This window comes from Sulfuricurvum sp. (assembly GCF_023250475.1).
In the GTDB taxonomy this organism is placed as follows: domain Bacteria; phylum Campylobacterota; class Campylobacteria; order Campylobacterales; family Sulfurimonadaceae; genus Sulfuricurvum.
Map to the genome: position 1 here is coordinate 1 of NZ_JAHFAQ010000082.1, position 10315 is coordinate 10315.

12 protein-coding genes are annotated in these 10315 nt (G+C 42.4%); 6 read left to right on the forward strand and 6 right to left on the reverse strand.

Annotated features, from left to right (window positions below; all coding sequences use genetic code 11):
- Positions 1-137: 137 nt before the first annotated feature.
- From Q0C19_RS08405 to Q0C19_RS08425, 5 genes are all read right to left on the reverse strand, one after another.
- Positions 138-1820 (reverse strand): EAL domain-containing response regulator, encoded by a 1683-nt coding sequence (locus tag Q0C19_RS08405; RefSeq protein WP_295055059.1) that lies wholly within the window; start codon positions 1818-1820, stop codon positions 138-140.
- A gap of 34 nt (positions 1821-1854) precedes the next feature.
- The gene (locus Q0C19_RS08410; protein ID WP_295055060.1) at positions 1855-3381 is read right to left on the reverse strand and encodes a response regulator; all 1527 of its coding nucleotides are present in this window, start codon (positions 3379-3381) and stop codon (positions 1855-1857) included.
- Positions 3378-3848 carry a chemotaxis protein CheD gene (locus tag Q0C19_RS08415; RefSeq protein WP_295055061.1) on the reverse strand — a complete coding sequence of 157 codons (471 nt, stop codon included), beginning with the start codon at positions 3846-3848 and terminating at the stop codon, positions 3378-3380. The genes Q0C19_RS08410 and Q0C19_RS08415 overlap by 4 nt, the downstream gene beginning before the upstream one ends.
- A complete protein-coding gene (locus Q0C19_RS08420; RefSeq protein WP_295055062.1) occupies positions 3848-4738 on the reverse strand; it encodes a HAMP domain-containing sensor histidine kinase in 891 nt (296 codons plus the stop codon). The genes Q0C19_RS08415 and Q0C19_RS08420 overlap by 1 nt, the downstream gene beginning before the upstream one ends.
- Before the next feature lie 110 nt (positions 4739-4848).
- Positions 4849-6075, reverse strand: a complete 1227-nt coding sequence (locus Q0C19_RS08425) for a HAMP domain-containing sensor histidine kinase (RefSeq protein WP_295055063.1) — start codon at positions 6073-6075, stop codon at positions 4849-4851.
- A gap of 142 nt (positions 6076-6217) precedes the next feature.
- On the opposite strand from Q0C19_RS08425, the gene Q0C19_RS08430 reads away from it, so the two are divergent.
- The 6 genes from Q0C19_RS08430 (at position 6218) to Q0C19_RS08455 (ending at position 9314) form a co-directional block, all read left to right on the forward strand.
- Complete coding sequence (locus tag Q0C19_RS08430) at positions 6218-6478, forward strand: hypothetical protein (protein WP_295055064.1); 261 nt, start codon at positions 6218-6220, stop codon at positions 6476-6478.
- A 36-nt stretch (positions 6479-6514) separates the two neighbouring features.
- The gene (locus tag Q0C19_RS08435; protein ID WP_295055065.1) at positions 6515-7570 is read left to right on the forward strand and encodes a hybrid sensor histidine kinase/response regulator; all 1056 of its coding nucleotides are present in this window, start codon (positions 6515-6517) and stop codon (positions 7568-7570) included.
- Positions 7551-8195: a response regulator transcription factor gene (locus Q0C19_RS08440; RefSeq protein WP_295055066.1), complete on the forward strand. Its 645-nt coding sequence runs from the start codon at positions 7551-7553 to the stop codon at positions 8193-8195. Before Q0C19_RS08435 ends, Q0C19_RS08440 begins: the two co-directional genes overlap by 20 nt.
- A gap of 98 nt (positions 8196-8293) precedes the next feature.
- A complete protein-coding gene (locus tag Q0C19_RS08445; RefSeq protein WP_295055067.1) occupies positions 8294-8419 on the forward strand; it encodes a hypothetical protein in 126 nt (41 codons plus the stop codon).
- Between the two features lie 32 nt (positions 8420-8451).
- On the forward strand, positions 8452-8817 hold the full coding sequence (locus Q0C19_RS08450; protein WP_295055068.1) for a hypothetical protein: 366 nt from the start codon (positions 8452-8454) through the stop codon (positions 8815-8817).
- 2 nt (positions 8818-8819) lie between these two features.
- Positions 8820-9314, forward strand: coding sequence for a histidine phosphatase family protein (locus Q0C19_RS08455; protein WP_295055069.1), 495 nt, complete (start codon positions 8820-8822; stop codon positions 9312-9314).
- Between the two features lie 34 nt (positions 9315-9348).
- Here Q0C19_RS08455 and Q0C19_RS08460 read toward each other — a convergent pair.
- Positions 9349-10315: PA2778 family cysteine peptidase (locus Q0C19_RS08460; RefSeq protein ID WP_295055070.1), on the reverse strand; the 967-nt coding region annotated here is incomplete at its 5' end.

A 10315-nucleotide genomic window follows, 5' to 3' on the forward strand; every position in this document is an offset into this window, starting at 1 on the left:
ATTGCGGAGCGTTTTGACTTCATATTTATAAATTGATGCAGCGTTAAGCAACAGTGCAAGCACTGCAATAACCCACGCTCCAAGCCACCATTTTTTTTTCATGATTCAGTCCCCCTTATCGTAAATTCAATCGATATTTACTCCACGTTCGGCATAGGTTCACCGAAATAATACCCTTGCGAATAGTTGATTCCCATCGCTTTAACTTTATTATAAATCGACTCGGAACTGACAAATTCTGCAACCGTCGGAATGCCCATGGCCTGTGCCAGAGAAACAATAGTTTTAACAATCAGTTCACTTGTTTTATTATGGTCAATGTCTTGAATGTAGGCGGCATCGATTTTAATGATATCGACGTGCATGGAGTGAATACGGTAAAAGTTTGACTTGTCGCTCCCGAAATCATCAATCGCGATCGTATACCCGATCTGTGACAACTCCTGCAGCTGTTTGATCGATTCATTCGTTCCGTTTGCCGAAATATTTTCGAGAATCTCCAGTGTCACCCGAGAGGGTTCGATACCGTATTTTTTTCCTAATCCCATCATCATCGAGGAAAAATTACGGTTTAGAAGATCCTCTTCGGTGATATTGATACTAAACGATTCCGACTTATCGGCAAACATCGCGTAACTTTTTTCCAGAATGACTTTCGTAATACTAGGGAGCAGTCCGACAAGTTTTGCCGGTTCAATAAAATGCTTCGGACTAATCGCTTTATTGTTTTCGATAATCCGTGCCAAAGCTTCGTATTTAACAATCTGTTTAGTCGTATTATCGACGATAGGTTGAAAATAAGGGACGATTCGATCTTCATTAAGGGCCAGACGGATTTTACGCATCCACTCAATATTATTTTTCTGCCGTACAATAAAATCAGAATCATCCCGAAAAATTTGATAACGGTTTTTACCGATCTGACGCGCCTCTTTCATCGCGGCATGCGCTTTTACCAAAGCGTTTGGTGACGAAGCGATACCGATGGTGCACGTCAGACTGATGAGAATATCCTCTATCTTGAAAATATAGCTCTGAATCCCCCGATAGAGACTTTCAACAGGAGAGATCAATTCATCGGAAGAGATCGCGCAAAAAATGACGAATTCATCGGATGCAACGCGATAGAGAGTATTTCCATTGTTGAGATGCTCACGAAGGTACTCGGCAAACATAAATAAAATCTGATCTCCGATTTCATAGCCGTACGTCGAGTTGATCGAATCGAAATTATCGATGTTGCACAATATCAAAGTATGTTCGGGATAATTTTGAGTCATCTGATCAAGTTTCTCTTTTTTGAAACATCCGGTCAAAGAGTCATACATATACGACTGTTCCAGCTCCTCTTTTTTCTGAATAAGCATCGTCTCTAAATAACTGGCGTAATTTTTGTGCTCTTTATTAATCTTCACCGATTTGGCACTTTTCGAGAGTACATCCATCATCTGCTGCATCTCTATCGGTTTGACAATAAAATTATCGATTCCCGTATTGATCGCTTTAAGAAAATATTCGGGCTCGTTATGGGCAGTAATAATGATCGCATGGATATCGGGATTATCGCGTCGCATCTCTTCAATCATCTCCAATCCGTCCATCTTAGGCATAGTGATATCGGCAATAATAAGATCGATACTACTGCGGTTCTGACGATACGTTTCCAATCCCGAGACTCCATCCACGGCGACAAAAACATGCGCATAAAGCATCTCTAAAATTTTGACCATATTCTCACGAATTTCATACTCATCTTCGACATACAGAACACTCAACATTTTTGTGTTCCCAATCGCTTCGTTTGTTTTGATCATTTTCATCAGAAACCCCCGCTTTAATTCAAATTTTTATCTTCTAAAAAAGGATTAAATCTTCTTCGGCTGAATCGATCTCATTGACCTCATCGGAGAGAATAAGCTCAATCTGCAGACAGGTGCTAAAGAGCGAACTGTCAAGATAGTGAATATCCAGAGCACTTTGAGATACAAACAGCCGCCGCCGCCACTCACTCAAATCCGACTGTATCCCGCTCAGGAGAAGAATGATTTTTTTCATCCTTTTTTGCTCCAAAGCAGCATCTTCGATCTCTGAAAATAATTTTGCCAGCGAGCGGATCGCATAAGCGAGATCTTCAAACTCAAAAAGCATACTGATTTCATGGGCGTATATCTCCAACTGCACCGACATTTGCCGCAGACCGTCGATATCGGCGTCCTCTGTAAGCAAATAAATCGATTCTTTAAAATCGTTATCAAGTTCATCCAGCTCCTGAAGTTCTTGAAGTATTTCGTAATCAAGCTCGGAAATATACTCAGCCGCCGTCGTTTTATGCGTATGTGAACGGCGGAGAAGACGATTCTCTTCATCATCAATTTTGAGTTTTGCATTATGCATCTCTTGCGGAGGCATCATTGTCGCAGAAGACTCTTCTTTAGGAAAATTTTCCTCCTCCTTTACAATAACCTCTTCCTTTTCAGAGACAATAGTAAAACGACTTTTACCTCGATAGCGGTTCTTGATAACCAACTCTTCTAGAATCTCGGTATACGACTTTATTTTAATTTTCTGATACTCTTCGAGGGTAATATCATTAAAAAAGTAGATGCAGCTTTGCTCTTCCTCATTATCAATATGTATATCGCGGCGTACGATACGATAAATTTTGCGCCCCTGTCTTTTTGAGACAGATATACGATTTTTTTGAGGATCGGTTTCGTCATACTCAGCCAAAGAGTGTAAAAATCCTGAACGTCTATCAAACGGAAGCCCTTCCTCCTCCCCTTTTAAAAATCGCTGTAACTCCGCAGCATCAAAAATAGAACAAAAAGGATCATTGAAATATCGTACGGTGCTGTCGGTGTAGATAATGCAGGCAGAGAGATAGCTTTCCGTTATCTGAGCGATAATCCGCTCTGAAAGGCGATTGATTTTCTCCTGCAACTGTCGGATTTCATACTCTTTGGCTTTTTTGCGATCGTCAATCATCCATCCGATGTCCGAAAACACCTCTTTTGCGCGAGACTCCTCAATCGGTTTGAGGAGATACTTGTCGATTTTCAGATCAATCGATCGGATAAAATACTCCTGATCGCTGAATGCCGTCGTGATGATAATCGGGATATCCGCATTGTTCATTCGGATATGTTCAATCATATCCAACCCGTTCATATTCGGCATTTGGATATCGGTAATCACCAAATCGTACGAGTGGTTATGGAACATCTCCAGGCCTTCAAACCCGTCACACGCGACATCTACCTTCTTATAAAGTATTCGCAGAAGGCCAACCATGTGGTGACGTATATCCTCTTCATCCTCAACATATAAAACGACGAGCTCTTTGGTCAGCGCTTTGATTGCAGCGATATCATTGCTTTTCATCTATATATCTCCTCGTTAATATAATTGAGCAACACTCTACCCGTCTGACTTTGGAGCATGATCCGTCTACCCAATGCCCCTCCGACATCTCTGGCAGTGACGGGTATACGGTATTGATCCAGTACCTCTTGGGCTATTACGATATTCTTCCTCCCCACCATCATCGCCCCCTGAGAGACGCTATCGATCACATTGCCTCCACCGAAAATTTTGGCTTCGAGATTTTCGATTCTGCATCCGATATTAACCATCCCCTCTATTAACCTATGAATTGCGATATTTCCGTATTTCGGGCTTTGAAGGCCATTGCCATTCCATAAAGGGATGAGATAATGGTTCATCCCTCCGATCTTTTCCAACCGATCATAAAGACATACCGAAACACACGATCCTAAAATCGTACACACTTCGGTCGGCTTAATTCCGATGTAAAATTCTCCGACTTGGATATATTTTTTAATATTCATCAAAACTCCAATAACGACTGTACGAATTCACTGTCGAAAAACTCGTCTGAACCCAGTCCATGTGATATTGACAGGTTTTGTTCGTCTTTAACAGGGAAACGGGCGACAAAAACTGTCTTCCCCTCTTCTTCGAAATAATCGATTTTCCCCTCCATCGATTCGCATAGCTCTTTTACAACGCTAAGTCCGAGACCAAGCCCCTGTGTTGGACGGGTTTTTCCCGTACTGTACTTGTAGAAACGGTTATACATATGTTTGGAATGGTCTTCATCTATCTTCTCTCCGGTATTCGCGACCCTTAGCTCATAACCGTTATCCTCTTGTGTAAATGAAATCGACAGTGTCGTAGAGGGATAGGAGAACTCGCATCCGTTGGAGAGTAGATTTAAAAGGACAAGATAAAACTTCTGGGCATCGATCACCATCGTCCGAACGGATGAATTTACTTCGGTGCAAAGCATCTTCTCCTCAATCATAGGTTCTAAATAGCTGATCGCCTCATACGCTATCTCATCGGGACGAATACGAACGTAGCTGTTTGCACTTTGACCGTATTCGATTTCCGAGGCGGCAAAAATATTTTTCAAGCTGAAATCGAGATACATTAGCTCTTTGTGCATCATGGTAGCTATACGGGAAGCTTTGTCCGGATCGTTTTCACCCCCGATTTTTTTGACCAGATTTAGCAGCACCGTCATCGGGTTGTTAAACTCATTTTTAATCAACGAGAGGAAGTACGTCTTCACCTCCTCTGCTTCTTTGGCTTTTTCATTGAATTCTAGGAGCTTTTTGGTCATAAACTCCATCTCATGGATTGAAGCTCTTTTCTCCTGAAAACGACGGCTGATCTCATCGAGCAACTCTTGGTCATCAAGTTTTGTGATCCCCATGTTCTCTTCCTTATCGAGTTCGGTGTACCCACCGAATCTCTTCCGAATCAAAATCCATTGAACAGTATAGGGATCAAGAATGCAGAAAAAATGCAGAACCTATTATCCAATTATTTGTTTTTAAATGTTATATAAAACTCTGCGCCATCGGCACTATTGGATGCCTCAATCGAACCGTTCAATATTTCACACACGATTCTTTTACTCATATAAAGGCCGATACCCGTCCCTTTTCCCTGATCTTTTGTCGTGAAATAGGGGTTGAATATTTTTTCCATATTTTCCGGATCTATCCCCCCCGCACAATCACGGACTATAATGGAAATCAATCCTTCTTCATCTTGCGTCAATACAATTTCGATTGTTTTGATATCGAGATGTCTCCCCTCGTAGGCATCCCGCGCATTGGCAATAAGATTAATAAGAACATGTGCAAGCTCTTTTTTATAGTTGATGATAGAAATCGGATTACGCGAATCGTAAAGTATACGTATCCCCCTGGCTTGCAACTGAGCCTTCATAAGAGACTCTATCTCCTTCATCACGTCACTAAGGGTAAACTGCTGTACTTCCTGATCGGGTTTGAAAAAATTCATAAAATCGTTGATCGTCTGGGACATTTTTTGGACGCGCCACTGGATATAGGTGAGATGTTCCCGAATATCGTCCGGTTCCAGTTCATCGAGTTCTAGCTTCATGGAGACAGAGATTGCGGAAGCACTGATCGCATTAAGGGGTTGGCGCCATTGATGGGCAATCATGTTGAGCATCTCCCCCATCTGAACACTTTTAGACTGATTATGCAGCATCCTGTCTTTATTTCTATTTTCCGCAACTTCCCCTTTAATTCGTTCTTCGAGTGTTTTTTTATACTCTTCCAATTCTGTAATATCGGAAAAAGAGGCTATATTGATTTTATCGTTTTCATTATTCACTTCATTGACGCTGACACTGAAGACATACTCTTTGTCCCCTTTTTTCATCAATGCGTAATGGGCGAATCCGGGGTTGTCTTTAACATACTCTATCCAGTTTTTCTCCTCCATCATTGTCCTAAGGTATCCCTCCCGTTCAATGAAATAATCGCAGATGCACTCATGCTCCGCTAAAAAAGAGGGGAGATCCGAATAACCGAAAAAATCCAGAAAAGCTCTATTTCCGTCGCATAATGTCTGTGTATTTAAATTGGCGACAATAATATTCGGCTGCCCGTCAAAAATTGCTTTTTGGTATTTTTGGGAATATTCCAGCCGTTTATTAAGCATATGCAGTTGTGTCGCCTTGCTGCCTAGATCGTTATATTCGCCCATTATTGCCTTGGGATTCAGCAACGACATCTTTTTCTCCTGCATCATATTTAGGACATAGGCAGTATCTTAATTAAAAAAAATGCAGTTAGAATGCAAAAAAAATATTTACCGATAATTTTTCTTGTGATATACTATTGCCAAACTCACTCTCGCCCAAAGAGGAGAATAGATGGACGTCCATACTCAACTTAATAACGAACAGCATAAATCGATTCAAAAGTACGAAATAAGTGCGCATAGCAAAGTCGACTTTTCAACTCTGGATGAGAAATTTCGCCGTGAATTCATCAATGCATTAAACAAAGGAGCACTGAGCCGTTGCGAAAACCTCATTAGTATTTTAGATGAGGGAGCATGTAAAGAATGGCTCGTGAAACGGCTTTCGGAGATGGATTTCGAAACCATCCGAAGCTCCATTATTTCTGCATAATACTGCATTAGAATCATTCTTAAAAAAGAGGCTGATATGTTTGAATACAAGCCCGACAGACCTAAAGTATTATTGGTAGACAACCAAATCCAAAATCTTATTGTCATCAAAGATATTCTTTATCCTCTTGATTTAGATCTATATATCGCCAAAACGGGTGAAGAAGCGCTTGAGCGTATTTCACAAACCGATTTCGACATGATCCTCCTAGAGACCCAAATGAGCGATATGGACGGCTATGAGATATGCCGCCAAATCAAAAGCATAATCCCGGAAAACGATCTCACTATCCTCTTTATGAGCGAGCTTCAAACCCATGAAGACAAAGCCAAAGGGTTCGAAAGCGGAGCGGACGACTATCTCGTAAAACCCTTTTATGAAAAAGAGATTTTTGCCAGAGTGCAGCTCCACTTGAAAAAACGATCCGTGATCAAATACCTCAAAGGGCTCCTCAAACGCTCCTATCACGAACTCTATAATCCTCTTAGCGTTATCAAAACTTCTGCGGAGATGTACGGTTACCACTACCCGAAAAACTGCTACGTCGACACGATGCATGCAGCTGCCAAATCGCTCCATCTCATCTATGAAGACCTCTATTATGCTCTGGAAACAAAAAAACAGGCTCCTCTTCAAAATGACGTCATTGATTTGGCGGTATTTTTACGAAAGCGGGTCGAATATTTTGTTCTCCTTGCGGAGGTCAAAAACATCCGAATCGAACTTGACGTTGAGGAACAGTGTTTCATCAAAGTCGCCGCTTCGGGTCTACAGCGTATCATCGATAACACGATCTCCAATGCGATCAAATATTCTTTTGAAAATACGAGTATCCACATCTCCCTCAAGAAAAAATCAAAAATTACCCTCCGCATCACAAATCACGGAAGTACTATTATCAATCCACAATATATCTTTACCGACGGGTACCGCGAAGCGTACGATACGGTCGGAATGGGTGTCGGACTGGAGATCGTTGCTTCGATATGCCAACGTCAGAATATCCGGGCACAAGTCGAATCATCGGATGGAACGACGACCTTCACCTATACTTTCAAAGGAAAAATAGACGATGAAAATCACCCTGCTTGAAGATGAATTTTCCCTTCGGAACAATCTTGCCGGCTTTCTTGCCCTCCACTCCTATGAAGTAGAGATGTTCGGTCACGGAAACGCCATGCTAAACCAATGCCGATTTAATTCCGATATCTACATCCTGGACGTCAATGTTCCCGGAGCAACCGGATTTGAGGTAATCGAGTGGATATCGCGCAACGATCCCGGAAAACCGGTTATTTTTATGACCGCCTACACCGATATCGAGTCTATCACTCAGGCCTACCGCCTCGGATGCAGCGACTATCTGAAAAAGCCGTTCGACTTAATGGAACTGCTCCTACGGATTCAAAAGCTCCTTATCCTATCCAAAGACGATGAAATCCAAATCGCCCCTTCGTATAACTTCAACTTAGCCTCTAAACAGCTCATAAAGGAAGGGGAAATCGTCAATCTCACCAAAAATCAGCGTAATATCCTCTATCTGCTGAGTAAATACCGCAACAATGTCATTACCTATGATATGTTCATCGAATACATTTGGGAAGATAAGTTCATTAAATTCAACACCATCGCCTCCCATATCCGAGAGATACGAAGTGCCGTGGAGGGACTATTGATCCGAAATATCCGTGGTGAAGGGTATATTTTAAAAGTGTAATCACCCCTCCCAGAGAATGAGCCTTAGAATAATGAGAAAAGCGATAAAATAATTGATATACATATTATAATAGCCCTATAGCATTTAAAGAGGATTAAATGGATACATTTACACTTTTATTCGGCGGAGTTAGCCTTTTTATTTTGATCGCCCTTTTTCTTAACCGCAAATCGAAAGAAGAGCGAGAAGAAGAGGAAACGTGCGAAGAGCCGCATTTCAAATAAGCCCGCCTATTACATTTCATCAAGGAAATATTATGACTTTTTCACCTGAACAGCTCCAAAGCATCAAAGAATCGACCGAAATCTACCGTAGCGAAGTCAATCGTATCAACAATTTGATCAATGCGCCCCAAAGCGAAGAGAACCTCGAGCGGCTTTATCTCCTCCGTACGATCGCTACGATTGAACACGGCAAGCGTATCGGGCTGTTTGATGAAAATAACACCGATGAATATCTCGAAGCACTCTCACGCGAAGTGAGCAAGTATTTCCCCGAAAAAGATGACGAAGAACTGTTTGACGATCTCGCCATCTTAGATGACGATCTCCACAACCGCCTCTTTTCGAGCCCTGAAAAAGAGAAAAATATCCTCTTAAAAGCCTCGGGGTTGACGTTATAGCCATGAAAACGCTCTACCTTATCCGTCACGCCAAATCGGACTGGAGCGATGAGAGTTTGAGCGATTATGACCGCCCCCTGAGTCATCGGGGGATGAAAGATGCACCGCTGATGGGATCAAAGCTCGCGGATAAGGATATCCGTCCCGATCTAATCCTCTCCAGCCCTGCTTTGCGCGCCAAAACTACCGCTATTTCTATCGCCGAAGCCCTCTCCTATCCGCCTGAGTCGATCCACTACGATCATGCTCTCTATGCGTCTGACGTCGAGACCGTCCTCTCCATCATCCGCAGTGTAGCGCCAAGCGTCAATACCCTCTTTCTCTTCGGGCATAATCCCGAAATTACCGAATGTGCCAATCTGATCACAAACGGTGATATCGAGAGCATCCCTACCTGCGGTGTTGTGACGATACAGTTGAAAGATGATAGTTGGGAAAGTATCGGGAAAAATTCCGCTGAAATTAGAAGATTTGATTTTCCGAAAAAATATCGCTGATACACTATTTATACCATACAGGTAAAAACCTTTGTTATTTTTTTGGAGAAAAAATACATCCAGCCTCAATCTCTTCCCGTGAAGATTTAACCAAGGATTGTATTTTAGGATCATCACTCACAACCTTATCAAGCACTTTTAATGCTTCATCTGATCTGCCGCTGCGACATAAGAGAATCGACAGATTGTTCAAGGCAAGCGTATGGGAGGGATTCAGCGCTAAAAGCTTACGATAGTTTTTCTCGGCATCGGAGAGATTCAAGACATTATACTCGGCATTGGCTAGGGCAAAAAGAATATCCATATCTTCCGGCCAACGTATCAGCCCATTTTGATAAGCTGCAATAGCTTCCTCCCTCTTGCCGGTTTTCTCAAATTCATACGCAGCACGCAAAAATACGTTCGATGAAACCGATACCGGAAGCTCACCGGGAGGAAGAAGGACAACGCCCCAATTTCCGCTTCGTTTCCATAGGGCGGCAAAAGTTGCAAGGGAGACTGCTTCATTCGGCTGATCCGAAAAATGGACTCTTATGGTTCGCTTTTCCTCATCGTACCCGATAACCGGCGCATAATGCCAAAGCGGATGCCATGAAAAACTGCGGTTTACCAATACAATAACGGGATGATGCGCGGAAAGCTCTGCAAACAGTGCTTCAAAGGTTGGCTCCAATGGATAAGCAATCAGACCGTTAGCACGCGCCGCGATAACCAACTCTATCTGCAGCGTACCCCCTTTTGCCGGAATCAATGTATGATCATCGAGTTCTTTTGTGGAGAGTTTAGGGTTATAAGAGGTTGTTGATTGCCAATACGAAGAGACCATCTCAATGGAGGTAGAACCGCACAGTTCTGAACGCGGCATGATAAAAGGGACATTAATATCAGATGATTCATAATGTTCTCCGGGAGGAAACGGTTCTTTAGGGACGCATCCCGTTGCCATTAAGGTGACAACGATTGCGTAGAGTGCTATACGGTAGTGATGCAGCATTTGATTA

Excerpts from the sequence above, each read along its gene's own strand:
- Q0C19_RS08405 (WP_295055059.1), bottom strand. The coding sequence starts at position 1,820 with ATGAAAATGATCAAAACAAACGAAGCGATTGGGAACACAAAAATGTTG.
- Q0C19_RS08420 (WP_295055062.1), bottom strand. The coding sequence starts at position 4,738 with ATGGGGATCACAAAACTTGATGACCAAGAGTTGCTCGATGAGATCAGC.
- Q0C19_RS08440 (WP_295055066.1), top strand. The coding sequence starts at position 7,551 with ATGAAAATCACCCTGCTTGAAGATGAATTTTCCCTTCGGAACAATCTT.
- Q0C19_RS08430 (WP_295055064.1), top strand. The coding sequence starts at position 6,218 with ATGGACGTCCATACTCAACTTAATAACGAACAGCATAAATCGATTCAA.
- Q0C19_RS08415 (WP_295055061.1), bottom strand. The coding sequence starts at position 3,848 with ATGAATATTAAAAAATATATCCAAGTCGGAGAATTTTACATCGGAATT.
- Q0C19_RS08450 (WP_295055068.1), top strand. The coding sequence starts at position 8,452 with ATGACTTTTTCACCTGAACAGCTCCAAAGCATCAAAGAATCGACCGAA.
- Q0C19_RS08455 (WP_295055069.1), top strand. The coding sequence starts at position 8,820 with ATGAAAACGCTCTACCTTATCCGTCACGCCAAATCGGACTGGAGCGAT.
- Q0C19_RS08435 (WP_295055065.1), top strand. The coding sequence starts at position 6,515 with ATGTTTGAATACAAGCCCGACAGACCTAAAGTATTATTGGTAGACAAC.
- Q0C19_RS08425 (WP_295055063.1), bottom strand. The coding sequence starts at position 6,075 with ATGTCGTTGCTGAATCCCAAGGCAATAATGGGCGAATATAACGATCTA.
- Q0C19_RS08445 (WP_295055067.1), top strand. The coding sequence starts at position 8,294 with ATGGATACATTTACACTTTTATTCGGCGGAGTTAGCCTTTTTATTTTG.
- Q0C19_RS08410 (WP_295055060.1), bottom strand. The coding sequence starts at position 3,381 with ATGAAAAGCAATGATATCGCTGCAATCAAAGCGCTGACCAAAGAGCTC.